The sequence below is a fragment of the Sporosarcina luteola genome (assembly GCF_023715245.1).
Lineage (GTDB): Bacteria > Bacillota > Bacilli > Bacillales_A > Planococcaceae > Sporosarcina > Sporosarcina luteola_C.
In genome coordinates this window covers 563,012-578,021 of record NZ_JAMBNV010000001.1, presented here as the reverse complement: position 1 = coordinate 578,021, position 15,010 = coordinate 563,012, and the positions used below count along the sequence as shown (strand labels likewise).

Genomic DNA, 15,010 nt, shown 5'->3' with positions numbered 1-15,010 from the left:
AATATACAATTGTAGTTAATAAACTGAATAGTGTGCTGCACAGGCACCTCACTACTTTTAATAGTTAATCAACGAAGGCGGCCTGTCACCAACCAATCCTGCAATCATATTACGGATAGCCAGTTCCTCCATTTTGAATCTTGTTTCGGCTGTGGCTGATCCGATATGCGGAAGCGTCACGAGGTTCGGCAAGGTTAAGAAAGGATGGTCTTTCCCAATCGGCTCATGTTCGTACACATCCAACCCAGCGGCCCATATTTCACGGCTTTCCAATGCAGCCGCCAATGCGGATTCATCTACCAATGCACCTCTCGAACCATTGATGAAAATGGCAGTCTCTGTCATCAGGCCAAACTCTCTTCGCCCCATTAAATGAATCGTGTCCTTTGTCTGCGGCGCCATCAGACAGACAACATTCGCTTGCCTTAGCAGCTCATCCATTTCCACATAGACCGCATCTAGCAAGTTCTCCGCTTCCAAATTCCTCTTACGATTGTGATAGAGAATATCCATCCCAAAGCCGAAGCGTGCCCGTTTAGCTATGGCTTGTCCGATTTTCCCCATTCCGATGATGCCAAGTGTTTTTCCGTGGATATCGACGCCGAACTGAGACGGTGCTAGCTTCCCTCTCCATTTTCCTTCTTTCACGTATCTGTCCAATTCCGGAATTCTTCTGGCAGTCGATAGCATCAGACCAAAAATGGCATCGGCAGTCGTTTCCGTAAGAACATCCGGTGTGTTGGTGGCAAGGATACCTCTCCTCGTCAGTTCTTCCACATCCAGATTGTCATACCCAACAGAAATATTGGAAACGACTTTCAATGAAGGAACCTGATCCAGAAAAGCCGCATCAATCTTCATTCCCGTTCCGATTAACCCGGTTGCCGTTGAAAGTTCTCTTGTAAAGCTGGAACTTCCGGGGCAAGCCACGACGACAGTGAACCGCTCTTTCAGTTTGTGAATGCCCTCTTCAGAAATCGGACTATAGACGATCACTTTCTCCTCTATTTAAATCACCCCTCTAAAAATATAAAAACAGGACAGGAAAAACGCACTTCCAATCCTGTTCTTCAAATGAATTACAGATCCTCTTGTCCATTAAGAATCTTATCACGCACATACTTCAAGTGATCATACATCTTCCGATACGCTTCAATTGAATCCCGCTTTTTCAATGCTTCATAAATTGCGGTATGATACTGGATTGTCAGCTCCGGCTCTCGGTACTTGATGAGGGAATCGGTCTTTTCGTGGGCAATGAGCAGGGACTCGATCATGCCTTCGACAATTGGATTCTTTGCGCTATAGGCAATAATCCGGTGGAATTGTTTGTCGTACATCCCGTAATCTTCATCATTGCGCCGGATGTTTTCAATCGTTTCCGCCAGCTCCTCCAGTTCTTCGTCCGTGATCTTCTCGGCCGCTATCGTCACAAGTCCGAGTTCCAGCGTCATCCTTGCTTCGATGACAGCTGGAAGGTTGTTGATGGAAATGGCAAGCATCGTCCTGAATGGGCCGCTTCCGATCTTTTCACTGATGAATGTGCCTTCACGCGGCTTCCGATGAATAACTTCCAGTGTCTCCAGTGAACTGAGCGCTTCACGGACGACAGGTCGGCTTACGTCCAATTGTTCCATTAGCAGCACCTCGGACGGAAGCTTGTCTCCCGGCTTTAACTTTCCGCTGATCAGAAGGGATACAATCTGATCCATCACCTGCTGAGCAAGGCTATTTCTTTTTACAGAATCAACTTGATAGAGTTGCAATACTAGTCACCTTCTTTCATTTATAGTCCGACAAAACGACAAAGTAGTTGTAAATCTATTATATTCTCTTCAGGAAAAAAACGGAAGCCGGATTGAGCCCGTCCTATTTACCGCTATCAAGTCGCGGCACTATGATCTATAGGAATCTGCTTTATTTCACCGACAAAGAATGCATAACAGATGATAGCTAACACTGCGTGAATTCCGACATACAGCAGGGCCAGTTCAAACGACCCTGTCCACTGCACAAGGAATCCGATGACGACCGGCGTGATGATGCCAGCCGAATTACCGAACATATTAAAGAGTCCACCGTTCAAGCCAGCATTTGTCGGATTGGATGTTTCCGCAACAATGGCCCACCCCATGCCTCCAAATCCCCGCCCGAAAAAGGCGAATGACATGATGACGACCAGCAAGACAATCGATTCGGCTAATTCTGCGAAGATGATGGACATAGAGCACAACATGCCAACGATGATGGGAGCTTTTCTTGCCTTTGAGATCGCTATCCCTCTCGCTACCAGATCATCCGAAAAGCGGCCGCCCCAGAGCTGACCAAAAAAGGCAGCCATGGCCGGAATCGTCGACACTAGCCCCACTTCCAGAACAGACAGGCCTTTCTCGGTGACAAGATAGACCGGAAACCAGGTCATGAAGAAATATGTAATCGCCGTTACACAATATTGGCCGATATAAATACCGAGTGTCATCCTGTTCGTCAGCAACATCACGATAGGTCGCTGTTTCCACGGAAGTTTCCGAGGCTCTTTTTCCTTTTCACGACGTTCCACTTTTACTTCCGTTTCCACCTTGCCACCATTCACTTCTCCGGTAGGATCTCTGTAAAAATTCATCCATAGAGCCGCACAAACCGCCCCAACTATTCCAAAGAAGAAAAAGACATACGTCCAGCCGAAGCTATGGGCTATCCAACCGATCACCGGACCGAAAAGAACGATGGCGAAGTATTGCGCCGCACTGAATATCGATGCGGCTCTTCCCCGTTCCGAAGGCGGGAACCATTCCCCGACAATCCGCGCATTGGCAGGGAAAATCGGGGCCGATATCAACCCACATAGAATTCGTAGGATAAAAAGACTGATCAAAGCGACGACCGGTGAGAGGAATCCCGTCACACCTTGCAGAGCGATGACAGTCATCCAAGCAATTATCACCGTTCCATAGACCTTCCCTGACCCGAATCGGTCCAGAATGAGTCCGCCCGGGACCTGTCCAAGGACGTATGCCCATCCGAAAGCCGAAAACAGGAAGCCCATCGCTACGTCACCAATCCCAAGATCAGATGCGATGGGGGCACCTGCGATGGAAAGGACGGATCGTTCCGAGAAACTGACGGCCGAAAAGAAGAACAACATCAACAGGATTCCGTGACGGGTCTGCATCCTGCGACTTTTCCGTATGGCAATAAAAGCACCCACTCCATGACTTCCTTTCATCCCCCAAACGCTATGTTCCGGTTATTTGCTGAAAGAAAAGCCAGGCACCCGCCTGGCTCTTCCATCTCATCATTTTACAAAGGCAGTCCTGATTGACGTGAAGAACACACTCGCTTTATCTCCAATACTTAGGTCAGTCAGGACACCACCACTTGCTCTGTTTTTCTCATGTAATGGGAGCCGGGTTGAACAGGACCAAATCGTTCCGGATCCCCCAATGGTCGGCCCACGTCTGACGGCGGCCGCTTGCAACATCGATGATCGCCTGGAAAATCTCTTCCCCGACCTCTTCAATGGTCGCTTTCCCATCTGCGATCTTTCCAGCGTCAACATCAATCAAGTCACGCCACTGTTCAGCAAGCCCTGTCCGCGTAGACACTTTGATCACCGGTGCCATTGATAAGTTATACGGCGTGCCGCGGCCCGTTGTGAATACTTCAAGATGCATACCCGATGCTAGCTGTAGCGTTCCGCACACGAAATCCCCTGCCGGTGTCGCCGCAAAGTTCAATCCGTTCTTCCGGACTTTCTCGCCAGGTGAGAGAACGTCCACAATCGGCGCACTTCCGGATTTGACGATGGAACCGAGCGACTTTTCCACAATATTAGATAGACCGCCCTTTTTATTCCCCGGGGTCGTATTGGCGCTTCTGTCCGCAAGTCCCCTTACCAAATAATCGTCGTACCATTTCATCTCGCGAATCAACGCTTGCCCAACTTCTTCAGTGACAGCACGTTTCGCCAGTAGATGGACACCATCCCTGACTTCCGTCACTTCCGAGAACATGACAGTCGCACCGGCCCGTACGAGCAGATCTGATGCGTGTCCGACAGCGGGGTTCGCGGTGACGCCGGATAGCGCATCGCTTCCGCCGCATTGCATGCCAACGGTCAACTTGGACAGTGGTGCCTCCACCCGCTCACGCTTGTTGAGACGCTCCAACCGCTCACGCGACATCTCCATGATGGTTGTGATCATTTCAGAGAACCCTGATCTATCCTGCAAGAAAAGGACATCTGATGCACTTTCACCTGCATCAAGCCGATCAAGTGTCAATTTCTCGCAACCAAGTCCGATAATCAGCAATTCCCCGCCGAAGTTTGGATGGTTTGCCAGGTTCCTGATGGTACGGATCGGAATTTCGGAGCCAAGCCCGTCAATTGCCACTCCGCAACCATAAGAGTGGTTAAGCGCCACAACGTCATCGACATTCGGGTAATTAGGAAGGAGTTCCTTTCTGATTTTCTCAACTGCGAAATCCAAGACACCCGTTACACACTGAACGCTTGTTGTAATTCCAAGAAGGTTTTTCGTTCCGAACGAACCATCCGGATTCGGATAGCCCATGAAAGTATAGACACCCTCCATCGGCGGAAGGGGCTCGGTATTCCCGCCAATTTGCAATTCCGAAAGTGCAGGTGGTTCCGGCATTTGAAGCATCGTCTCGCGAACCCAACTCCCTTTCGGAATCAATCGGTCTGCATAGCCGATCACCTCGCCATATCGATAGATCGCATCACCCTCCGCAAAATCTTCCAAGGCAATTTTATGCCCCTGCGGAATTCTTTCGGTAAGTTTCAATCCATCCTGGAGAACCGCCCCTGCTGGAAGCCCCCCGTCATTCGCAATGATGGCGACATTATCCAAGTCATTCATCTTAATCGAAAGCGGGGGAATCCTCACCGTATTCCCAGCCATCACATTTCCCTTCATTTAATGACCCTCGAATTCATTCAGTGCATTCAACAATGCCTTAATATAACCGACTGAATACGCAAAGCCGAGACTTGATGCCTTCCATCCGATATTCGAGTATTTCCAAGCTTCGTTCAGATCTGCGGTATCCCCGGCAAATGTCGGAACATGGTCCGGGTTCAGGCAGCCACTATACCCGACCTTACGCAGTTCAAGTAGAATCTTGAACATATTCAAATCCCCGTCATCTAATAGGGCTTCTTCGAATGCGCCCGCAGTCGGCAAACTGCCGCGGACATTCCGGAAGTGTACTAGGAAAATACGCTCTTTGCGGCCGAAATGGTTGATTTCATCCAAAACTAGGGAAGATCCACCCGCTTCAGCTCGGGTACCGATACAATAGACGAATCCAACATTCTTGTTTGGGAAATCATCAATGATCCGGTTCAGGCCGATGCCGCCAAAAGGAGAATCCGGATGAGGTGTATCGGACGGGTGCATTGCGACTTTCACGTCATAATCCTGTGCGAGCGGTACAATTTCCCGGTAGGCACGTTGGAAAGAGGCCCACCAGTTCTGCAGCTCTTCCTGACCGGGAGTTTCACTCTTCTCTTTCAACAGGCCGATGCTCTCGCCGCGTGCAATGGCGCCGCCGCGTTGAATTGCTTCATAGCTCAACCCGCGGCCCTCAAAGACATCTCCTTCGAATCGCTGCCGGACGATTTTAATCCCCGCTTCGCCAAAAACCCTTACAGCATTCAGCGAGTTTTCGAGTTCCGCAGCACTGCCCTCTTCATTCTCCATAAAACGTCTTGAAATATTCGGCAGTGTGACCCGGTTAATATCAAGCCCGAATGAACGTACACGCTTTTTCAATCTCAGCAGCTCATCGAGATCAGGGAAACCCTGTTCAGAGACTCCTTTGAACCCCTGTCCGTTGCCGAAATCAATATAATCAATTCCTAATTGCGCCATCTGTTGCAGGTCAAGATCAGTCAAATCCGCTGTATTGACAGTTACAGAAACATGCATCATTCTCGTCTCCTCCAGATTCCAACAATATTTGAAGCCCGGGGCCGATTCAAGATCGACTGTACCCGGGCCTGTCCCTCTTTTTATCTTTATAATTCAAAGACTTACTGGCCTTCGGTCAACTTATAAAGTTCTTCATATTCCGCCTCGATTTCGGCGAGCTTCTTGCTTGCTTCCTCCGGGTTCAAATAAACCGGGCTGAGCCAGGACTTTTTGATTTCATCCTGATATGTTTCATTTTCAACGGCCTTGCTCATTGCTTCGGTAAAAGTAGCCACGACATCGTCAGGAGTATCTTTCGGGAATGCCCAAAGGAATACTTTATCCACCACAAGATCTATGCCTTGCTCTTTAAACGTCTTAATGTCCGGAGCATCTTCGAGTCGCTCTTCCGCCATTACGCCAAGTGGCACAAAATCACCGGATTCAAGATAGCCTTTCACCAGACCAAGGGATGTCGGGACGATGTCCACACGACCGCCGAGAAGTGCAGTGATTTTGTCGGAAGCGCCGCCGACGTCCACAATGTTGAATTCGACGCCTGTCTGCTCTTCAAATTGGAGAATTTGCATATAGGTCATCGAACCGACTTCCGTTGCGACACTCACCTTTTTCGGATTGGCTTTGGCATAGTCAACCAATTCATCAATCGTTTTGAACTCCGAGTTTTTGGAGACTAGGAACGTATTCGACTGATCCAGCACCCCTACACCCGCCACTTTCATATCGGAATAGGTATAATCCACAAGCCCATAGATTTTGTTAAGAATGATTGAATTATGGAAAGCAAGAACCGTGTAGCCGTCTGCTTTTGCATCATTCACTTTCTGGGTACCTGCTGTCCCGCCTGCTCCCGTGACGTTCGTAACGACTAGCGGCTTGCCAATTTCCTTTTCCATTGCTTTCGCCATAATCCGGGTGTTCAAGTCTGTGTCACCACCGGCCCCCGCTGGTACTACAATTTCAATCGGCTTCGTCGGGTAGTTTGATTTTGTATCCCCTGATGCTTTTTCCGAATCCGAGCACGCTGCCAATCCTGCCACGAGTGTAATCGCAGCAGTACCGATCATTAGTTTCTTAAAAATTCCCTTCATCTGTAAATCCCCCATTCCAATCTTATTTGGTCTTTCATTGTTCCCCTTCTAACAGGTTGAACGATTGGTCATTGTTGCTTCGTTTCTTCTTCCAGTTGCTATAAATTTTCAGTCCGATCGATCCTACTGTGATGATGAGGAATACAGCCGCAATCGGGGACGTCAAGAATGGCATAAAGTCACCTTGGGACATCATGAGTCCGCGGCGTAAATTCGTTTCAAGAAGCGGTCCGAGAATGAACCCCAAGACAAGCGGTGTCAACGGGAATCCAAACTTGACCATCAAGTATCCTAGTAGACCAAAGAAAAACAGTGCGCCAATGTCGAACACACGGCCATTCTCTCCATAAGCGCCGACAATACAGAGCCCAAGGATGACAGGCATAAGAATGTTCTGCGGAATACTGAGCATCTTCACAAACCCTCGCATCCCCAGGAAAAGGAACAGAATCATGAATAAGTTTGCGACCAACAATGCGGCAAAGATGGCGTAGACGATATCGCCATTATTCTGAATTAGCAACGGACCTGGTTGAAGTCCGTGAAGAACGAGCCCTCCGAGTAGAAGTGCCGTTACCGTATCACCAGGAATTCCAAGCGAGATAAGTGGAACGAGTGCGCCCCCGATCGCCGCGTTGTTCGACGATTCAGATGCAACTACACCGTCCGGAACCCCTGTACCGAATTTCTCAGGATTTTTTGAGGAATTCTTAGCAGCTGCATACGCGACAAGATTGGATGTTCCTCCCCCGATACCCGGCAGGATGCCAATTCCAAGCCCAATCAAGCTTGACCGAAGCCAGTTCCAACCTTGCGAAAGATACTCTTTCAACGTCACTTTGTAACTGATCTTTTTCATATCAACTTTCAAGTTATCCTTCACCGTCTTCTCGGCATTCGTCAGAATTTCCGAGATTGCGAATAACCCGATCAAAACTGGCAAGAGTGAGAATCCGGCATTCAAAGATGTTGCACCGAACGTGAAGCGCGGAAAGGCATCAATCGGCGCCGAACCGACCATCGCAAATCCGATTCCTAGCAGCCCGGCCATCACTCCCTTTGGCAATGAATCTCCAGACAAACTAGAGATGAGCGATAGGGCAAAGATAATAATTGCAAAGTATTCGAATGGACCGAATTGAAGGGCCACTTTGCCTAGCGGCGGAGCTATCAAGATCAGGACAAGAATACTTAACAGACCACCCATGAAAGAAGCAACAATCGCAAAGTTGAACGCTTTCCCCGCTTCCCCTTTACGCGCCATCGGATAGCCATCGAATGTCGTAGCGATTGATGATGGCGTTCCAGGAAGCTTCAGTAAAATCGCAGGAATCAACCCTCCGGAAACACCACCGATATAAAGGCCCATCAGAAGAGCCATTCCATCAATCGGATGCATTCCAAACGTGATTGGAAGACAGATGGCAATCGCCATCGTCGCCGTCAGACCTGGAATCGATCCGAATATCAAGCCAAGGATTACCCCTCCCATAATGAGCAAAATCCCTTTAATCGTAAGAATAGAAGCAAAACCGCTTACTAACATTTCAACCATTTTCCCACCCCCTTATAGAAGTCCAGATGGCAGCATTATGTAGAACACATTTCGGAATACATAATAGATGATCACGGATGAAACGACCGAGACAACCGCGAACAGCAACCAACGCCGCTCCAACTTTGATGAAAGAACCATCATCTGAATGAACATAAATACCGCAGTCGTGATAAGAAAACCGACGATAGGCATTATAACAACATAGAAAGCCATTAAGACAAACGACACAATCACCGGCTTGTAGGAAACTCCTTTATCCACGGCTTCCGCATCTTCAGCCTTTATTGTTGAATCAACTTCCTTTGCGGCTTTCACCTTCTTATATCCCTCGTAGATAACCGCTAGGCTCACGAGTGCAATCAGAATTGAAATCACTTGTGGCATGAATGCTGGTCCAATCGCCGTAGTCGTCATCTTTTTAAAGCTCAACGTTGCAGTAAACATGACACCGCTTACAAGAAGAAGTAAAAAACCCGACTGGACTTCCCTATTTTTCAGAACCATCCCAATACCCCCACCCCTTTGAACATTCTGTTAAACTATTCTAATGGTATTACAATTATAATGTAGTGTCAATGACTATTAGTACATAAATTTAGATTATTCATTCTTGGGTCATTATGGAAAGAGGGGCGACAACAACAAAACAACCACCCATCCTCACAGTTTCCTGCGGGGTAGGTGGTTGTTCACACAATTCAATTCGGTGCCTGTGCGTGGTGCATTTATGACAATTCACGACCAGGCATAAAAATGCAACAAAAAGTCAGCCGGTTGCTTAAACGACTGACTCTTCATTTCCGAAATATACAATTGTAGTTAATAAACTGAATTGTGCCGGTGCCTGTGTAAGAAACATTTATAACAATTCTATACGTGGTATAAAAATGCAAGGGAAAGTCAACCAATTCCTTTCATAGCTGACTTTCCCCCTAGATACTATTCAATTGTAGTTAATAAACTAAATAGTGTGCTGCACAGGTACCGCAAATCAAGAACGTCTATTGAGCCCATTTCATTCGCCTATTATGCCTGATGATCATCAACACAAATCCGCTTGCCACTACTAGAGAACCAAATAGTATCCACTCAAAAAGTTTTGTCGACGAGCCGAGTAGTCCAAACCCGGATGATGCAATTCCACCGCTGTCGATCATTCCTTTTGTCATGGCGTGAACCGCCACTTTATTTATTCCTTCTGCTGTAAAGTCGAAAACGAATGCAGCGTTAAGCCCTTGAAAATCATTTCCTAGATGCTCGGGAAAACGAATAGTAATATCAAGATTCTCTTCACTGCCGCTTGTGATGTCTCTATCTGACAATGAAGTAAATGCTGCCATTTTACCTTGATATAATTCCAGCTCGCCGGCTTTTACTTCCAATAATAGCTCGTTAAACAGCTTGTCATCTCCACTGGTTCGGTTTCGCAACTGCATATGGTACACAAAATCTTTACTGCCAGTATTTTTGACTGTGAGAGTACGTGGCGCCCAATCACCAGGCTTCATGTTGCTGACATCAAATAAAGTTTCTTTTGGTGAAAGGCTTATATCAACTTCTTTTTTATCTGTGGCGTTTGTTTCATCTGCAACCGCGCCCGTAGTAGGAAACAAACATATTATGCTAATCAATAATAGAATCGGGAAATATCGAAACAGTCTTATCATGATAATGTCTCCTTACATAACTAAGCGATCGATTCAGGAAGAACTTTTTCCGCCATCTTCTCCCAAAATATCCGCTTGTTTTTTCTGAGGCAATTCGATTTGGGACAATACTTTCCAAATTGTAACCGCCGAGTAGATCAGCAACAGGAATCCAGGGATTAACAGAAGAAGAGCACCATTCTTGGATTGCGCAAAATTAGCAAAGTAACCGACGTAAGGTACTGTTAAACCGGTATACACTGCTACAACATTGTCAGGAAGAACTGGATTCATGTCCTCTGCATTGTTGTTATCCCCTTTTGTCCGGTAAAGAACGGAATCCCCATTCGAAACCACTTCCGTAATTCTATGCGTAATCAACATCTCTTCATTTTCCCTAAAGGTGATGACATCACCTGTTTTAAAATTAGTTTTATCTTCAGCCAGTTTCACGGCAATGATTGAACCGGTTTGGATTCCCGGCTCCATGGATCCCGACAGGACTGTTTTTATTTGATAACCTAAAAGTTGCGGCTCCCCGCCAGAGGCTTTCGTGATTACTACTACAGATGCCACTGTAATAAGTAAGACCATCAGTATGCCCGATACGAGGTTATTCACCCATTTCATTACTTTTATCTTTTTCTTGTTCTTGTTCTCTCTCATTTAAATCACCCTCCGCATTTTCTTTTTCTATTTCTTCATTTATAGCTGCGTTTGTATCATCTTCTGACCCTATATTTTCTATGGAATCGTTGTCGGGTTCTGTTTCTGTAGATTCGGTTACGGGCATCGTATCTTTGTTTTCCGGTTGTATTTGATCGTTCTCCACGTTTTCAACGCCAGCTTCTAGTTCCTTTGGAGACTCACTGACTTTTTCATCTTCCGTGATGTTATTCTTTTCACTTTCTTCATTTGAATCATTTTCTTTATTTCCACATTCCGCCTTGGTTTCTTCACTCGATGTTGCATCTTGTTCTTCCTCAGAGTCATTTTCACCCTTGCAATCTACTTCGATTGGCGCAGTGTCTTCTTCATCTTCTTCGCAGTCGACCCCAATTTCATCGCCCGATATAACTTCTTCTATTCTTTCTTCAACAAGGTTATCTTCGGTGCCATCTTGGTCGATATTGATTTCATCGCTTGTACTTATATTCTGTTCATTTTCTTCCAATGACTCTTCCTGACCTACAGTGCCGATATCAACTTCTTCAATCGGAAGTGTTTCACTTTCATTTTCTTCAGTAAGGATGTCTTCAATATTCTCGCCGTCAACATTAATTTCTTCCTTTGGTGTAGCATCCGTTTCATCTTCTTCACCACAATAATTCCAAGTACCAGCAGTTATCGTTGACGGGACTGTATTTTGATTGCTGAAAAATGCAGACGTACCAGACGACATATAACTAGTGCCAAAGATGGCTAAATAACATATAGAAGCAATCTTTAAACTCAGGAAAAGACCTTGATAGTTTTTCTTATATCTGCGCCTACGTTCCTTGCGCTTGCGCATTCGATCTATTTTCATGTTTTTCAAGCTGTTCCCGCCTTTCGGAGTTTTATTGCTAGAATATCCTTAAATATATTCCTCAATACACAAAAATAGAGTTATATGCTGAGAAATATATATAAGATATGTCACCGGCGGCTTGTTGAAATAAAATGAGGGAGGAGAAGGGCTCTCCTCCCGGGTAATATATTATTTCGATGTTCCAGCTGTTTGCTGTGCATCAAACTGCCATTTCAATTCCAAAGTTGCGCCTTGGTATTGGTTTTGGTCTTGATTATTATCATTGAATCTGAATTTCACATACATAGTATCAGTAGTACCAGCCTTGATTCCACTTTTTTCTCCATCTTGGATTCCAAAGAATGAAGGTGAAACATTTTTAACAGCATCCGGTGTCATGTTCGCTAGGTCACTCAATTTCTTGGATGCAATCACATTACTATCTCCAAGAATGCCGCTCTTATCTTCGTTTCTAAGGAAATCAACGTAAATGTGTTCGCCAAATCCCGCTACTGATTCAGTGTAGCTTGTAGTTAAAAATATTTTAGAAATGTCAAGGCTGCCCTTGTTCTCCAATTTGAAAGTACGGTTCATCCAGTCACCTGGTTTAATCTTATCTACATTGATAATAGTTTCAGGGTTCACCGACAAATCCAATGTACCTGCAGCGAATTGATTCGTGCTTGTTTCAACATCGTTGAAATAAGCATAAGTGCCTCCGCCAATCATACTTACAGCCAATGCTCCAGTTGCGATGCTCATTGCTAATTTTTTCTTGATATTCATGTAAAATTCCTCCAATTATTTTAGTTTTTTGTTTTTCCTGCGTACTTTCTCGATCAATCCGTTAAAGCAGTGTTCCCACATCTTCTTGCGTATTCTACAAAGTTGAATTGGTTCCATGCCGTTTTCATAGTCTGTTAGCTGTTTTGCTTCTAATTTCTTTTCGACGCAATGAATTACAATTCCACTCTAAGAAGTTTTCGGCTGGATCACTATTGCTTGCGAGCTCCCCAACCAGAATAAATGAAGTAGAATGCCAATTTCTTAGTAGGTATTCAATTTCAGATGGTAGCCCCTCCTTCTTATCAGCCAATCTCCTCCTTTGGGCTCGTTTGATTACTATGAAATGGAACTATATTCAGTATAAGCATAGGAAAACAATCCATCCTCCCTCAAATGGGTGATTTTTTGCAACTCGGCATTCTTCTTTGGAATGATTCTTTGGTATACTTTCGTGCCAGGTATTTTTAGCTTCATTTAATAGCATTTTTGCAATTCCCGGTTCATGCAAACCAAAAGATATGAAACGACGGAATAGACTAAAACCTCTCAAAAATAGTGCTTATCCACTTCGAAAAATCGACAAAGTTTTTACAATTAATTGGATATACTTAAGTGACAAAGGAATTAGTTAGGAGACTAGGAAATACATCCTCTATCTGGGCACCTTGGATGTATGGAGTCAGTGGTGCAACCGGCCTCATTTCATGTGAACGCCTTTTATGTGAAGCGTTCATATCTTTTGAGTGAGGGGGCAATGTATTGATGAAAATTGTGTTGGTGGATGATCAAACGCTCGTCCGCAAAGGGGTAATCTCGATTCTTTCATTACAGGATACGATAGAAGTATCCGGAGAGGCAGGGAACAAGCAAGAAGCGCTTCGATTGATTCAACGGGAAGAACCCGATTTGGTTATCATTGATTTCCAATTAGGACAAGAATCTGGATTAGAAGTGATTTCTGAGGCGAAACGACTGGGTTACAAGTGCAAATTTGCAATCCTTACCTATTCAAAGGATCTGACATCTTTCGAACATGCAAAGGCACTCGATGTGGATGGGTATATTTCACTGGAAGCACATCCCGAAGAACTCATTTATGCTCTTCATGTGATTTACAGGGGAAGGAAGTATTTTGATCCGGACATCATAGAACTGTTGTTGCAAGCAGAGAAGAAGCCGCAAGTTGACAATAGCTTTATAGAGCAACTTACCTCAAAAGAAAAAGAGGTATTGCAAAAACTTGGATTGGGATTTTCAAATCGACAAATCGCCGAAAGATTATTCATTACGGAAAATACGGTAAAAAAACATGTTGGACAGGTCTTATCGAAACTGAATCTTGGTGATAGAACGCAAGCTGCACTATACGCCAACACAACAGGATTGGTGCAGTATAAGTATGATGTGCTGGTTTAAGGGATGCCTGGTTAAGGGTGCCTGTGAAAGAAACATTTATGACAATTCATCTGTAATCATGAATATACAAAGAAAGTCAGCCATTTTCCCTGAACGGCTGACTTTCTTACGTGCAATTATAAATTCGTAGTGAATAAACTGAATAGTGTACTGCACAGGCACCAAAAAAAGAATAAGGAGAAGAATAGCTCTTCTCCTTCCCGCGCTGCTATTACTTCGATTCTCCATCTGTCTGGGTTGCCTCGAATGTCCACGTTAGTTCAAGTTTATCCCCTTGGAATTGGTTCTGATCTTTGTCGTTATCGACAAACTCAAATTGGACATATAGTGTGTCAGACGTGCCGGATTTCAATCCGCTATCTTCTCCAAAGAATGAAAAGACTTTCTTTTGTACCGCGTCTGATGCAGTGCCTTTTAATTGATCTAAAGTAGTCTTGTAAAATACATCATTCGGTTCGTTACGTCCACTTTTATCATTATTCATTAGGAAATTGACTCTAATATACTTGCCGAAGTCTTCTGTGTTGTCACCTTTTTTGTCCGTAATCTTATAGTCTGTAGTTAAAAGCACTTTAGCTATATCAAGGCTTCCATTGTTTTTCAACTCGAAAGTGCGGTTCATCCAGTCACCAGGCTTAATATTCGAAACATCGATGATTGTCACAGGATTCACGGCTAAATCCAATGTACCTGTAGCGAATTGATTTACGCTAGTTTCAACATCATTGAAATAAGCATACGTTCCGCCGCCAATCATACTTACAGCCATTGCTCCAGTTGCAATTCCCATTGCTAATTTCTTTTTAAGACCCATTTAAATTTCCTCCTATAACTTCAAGTTCTTTACGTGTGGCCAGCAATAAATAGAAGCATAATGCCGTCTTGTTCCATTAGAAACAAAATTGCAGATTCGAGTGCCACATTACTCGCCCACCTCCTCCTTTTGTCCATCATTTTCGCTATAAATAGACCTATATTCAGTATATCCAGGGAAAAGCATATCCTCCTCCCTCCAACTGGTACTCTTTCCGGGTTGGTCTACCACT

The 15,010-nt window shown here is 45.0% G+C and carries 14 protein-coding genes and 1 riboswitch; of the genes, 1 reads left to right on the top strand and 13 read right to left on the bottom strand.

Going from position 1 to position 15,010, the window contains the following annotated elements; all coding sequences use genetic code 11:
* Positions 1-57: 57 nt before the first annotated feature.
* The 12 genes from M3152_RS02680 to M3152_RS02625 form a co-directional block, all read right to left on the bottom strand.
* Entirely contained in the window at positions 58-1,008 is a 951-nt protein-coding gene (locus M3152_RS02680) for a 2-hydroxyacid dehydrogenase (protein WP_251695225.1), read from the bottom strand.
* Positions 1,009-1,079: 71 nt separating this feature from the next.
* Complete coding sequence (locus M3152_RS02675) at positions 1,080-1,766, bottom strand: FadR/GntR family transcriptional regulator (RefSeq protein WP_285846880.1); 687 nt, start codon at positions 1,764-1,766, stop codon at positions 1,080-1,082.
* 116 nt (positions 1,767-1,882) lie between these two features.
* Positions 1,883-3,208 (bottom strand): MFS transporter, encoded by a 1,326-nt coding sequence (locus M3152_RS02670; RefSeq protein WP_251693658.1) that lies wholly within the window; start codon positions 3,206-3,208, stop codon positions 1,883-1,885.
* 184 nt (positions 3,209-3,392) lie between these two features.
* Complete coding sequence (gene garD / locus M3152_RS02665) at positions 3,393-4,940, bottom strand: galactarate dehydratase (protein WP_435371926.1); 1,548 nt, start codon at positions 4,938-4,940, stop codon at positions 3,393-3,395.
* A complete protein-coding gene (locus M3152_RS02660; RefSeq protein ID WP_251693657.1) occupies positions 4,941-5,957 on the bottom strand; it encodes a mannonate dehydratase in 1,017 nt (338 codons plus the stop codon).
* Positions 5,958-6,058: 101 nt separating this feature from the next.
* A complete protein-coding gene (locus tag M3152_RS02655; RefSeq protein WP_251693656.1) occupies positions 6,059-7,048 on the bottom strand; it encodes a tripartite tricarboxylate transporter substrate binding protein in 990 nt (329 codons plus the stop codon).
* A 34-nt stretch (positions 7,049-7,082) separates the two neighbouring features.
* Complete coding sequence (locus M3152_RS02650; RefSeq protein WP_251693655.1) at positions 7,083-8,603, bottom strand: tripartite tricarboxylate transporter permease; 1,521 nt, start codon at positions 8,601-8,603, stop codon at positions 7,083-7,085.
* Positions 8,604-8,615: 12 nt separating this feature from the next.
* The gene (locus M3152_RS02645; protein WP_251693654.1) at positions 8,616-9,110 is read right to left on the bottom strand and encodes a tripartite tricarboxylate transporter TctB family protein; all 495 of its coding nucleotides are present in this window, start codon (positions 9,108-9,110) and stop codon (positions 8,616-8,618) included.
* Between the two features lie 497 nt (positions 9,111-9,607).
* On the bottom strand, positions 9,608-10,273 hold the full coding sequence (locus M3152_RS02640; protein WP_251693653.1) for a CalY family protein: 666 nt from the start codon (positions 10,271-10,273) through the stop codon (positions 9,608-9,610).
* A 33-nt stretch (positions 10,274-10,306) separates the two neighbouring features.
* Positions 10,307-10,918 (bottom strand): signal peptidase I SipW, encoded by a 612-nt coding sequence (sipW, locus tag M3152_RS02635; protein ID WP_251693652.1) that lies wholly within the window; start codon positions 10,916-10,918, stop codon positions 10,307-10,309.
* Positions 10,866-11,780 (bottom strand): SipW-dependent-type signal peptide-containing protein, encoded by a 915-nt coding sequence (locus M3152_RS02630; protein WP_251695222.1) that lies wholly within the window; start codon positions 11,778-11,780, stop codon positions 10,866-10,868. Before M3152_RS02630 ends, sipW begins: the two co-directional genes overlap by 53 nt.
* 171 nt (positions 11,781-11,951) lie before the next feature.
* Positions 11,952-12,548, bottom strand: coding sequence for a TasA family protein (locus tag M3152_RS02625; RefSeq protein ID WP_251693651.1), 597 nt, complete (start codon positions 12,546-12,548; stop codon positions 11,952-11,954).
* A 622-nt stretch (positions 12,549-13,170) separates the two neighbouring features.
* A riboswitch (cyclic di-GMP riboswitch) is annotated at positions 13,171-13,254 on the top strand.
* A gap of 56 nt (positions 13,255-13,310) precedes the next feature.
* On the opposite strand from M3152_RS02625, the gene M3152_RS02620 reads away from it, so the two are divergent.
* Positions 13,311-13,964, top strand: a complete 654-nt coding sequence (locus M3152_RS02620) for a response regulator (protein WP_251695221.1) — start codon at positions 13,311-13,313, stop codon at positions 13,962-13,964.
* Positions 13,965-14,175: 211 nt separating this feature from the next.
* Here M3152_RS02620 and M3152_RS02615 read toward each other — a convergent pair whose 3' ends face one another.
* Positions 14,176-14,778 carry a TasA family protein gene (locus M3152_RS02615; protein ID WP_251693650.1) on the bottom strand — a complete coding sequence of 201 codons (603 nt, stop codon included), beginning with the start codon at positions 14,776-14,778 and terminating at the stop codon, positions 14,176-14,178.
* Between the last annotated feature and the right edge of the window lie 232 nt (positions 14,779-15,010).

What these genes read in the sequence shown, in the direction of transcription:
- M3152_RS02640 (WP_251693653.1), bottom strand. Translation starts at nt 10,273, where the DNA reads ATGATAAGACTGTTTCGATATTTCCCGATTCTATTATTGATTAGCATA.
- sipW (WP_251693652.1), bottom strand. Translation starts at nt 10,918, where the DNA reads ATGAGAGAGAACAAGAACAAGAAAAAGATAAAAGTAATGAAATGGGTG.
- M3152_RS02630 (WP_251695222.1), bottom strand. Translation starts at nt 11,780, where the DNA reads ATGAAAATAGATCGAATGCGCAAGCGCAAGGAACGTAGGCGCAGATAT.
- M3152_RS02615 (WP_251693650.1), bottom strand. Translation starts at nt 14,778, where the DNA reads ATGGGTCTTAAAAAGAAATTAGCAATGGGAATTGCAACTGGAGCAATG.
- M3152_RS02620 (WP_251695221.1), top strand. Translation starts at nt 13,311, where the DNA reads ATGAAAATTGTGTTGGTGGATGATCAAACGCTCGTCCGCAAAGGGGTA.
- M3152_RS02660 (WP_251693657.1), bottom strand. Translation starts at nt 5,957, where the DNA reads ATGATGCATGTTTCTGTAACTGTCAATACAGCGGATTTGACTGATCTT.
- M3152_RS02625 (WP_251693651.1), bottom strand. Translation starts at nt 12,548, where the DNA reads ATGAATATCAAGAAAAAATTAGCAATGAGCATCGCAACTGGAGCATTG.
- M3152_RS02650 (WP_251693655.1), bottom strand. Translation starts at nt 8,603, where the DNA reads ATGGTTGAAATGTTAGTAAGCGGTTTTGCTTCTATTCTTACGATTAAA.
- M3152_RS02645 (WP_251693654.1), bottom strand. Translation starts at nt 9,110, where the DNA reads ATGGTTCTGAAAAATAGGGAAGTCCAGTCGGGTTTTTTACTTCTTCTT.
- garD (WP_435371926.1), bottom strand. Translation starts at nt 4,940, where the DNA reads ATGAAGGGAAATGTGATGGCTGGGAATACGGTGAGGATTCCCCCGCTT.
- M3152_RS02655 (WP_251693656.1), bottom strand. Translation starts at nt 7,048, where the DNA reads ATGAAGGGAATTTTTAAGAAACTAATGATCGGTACTGCTGCGATTACA.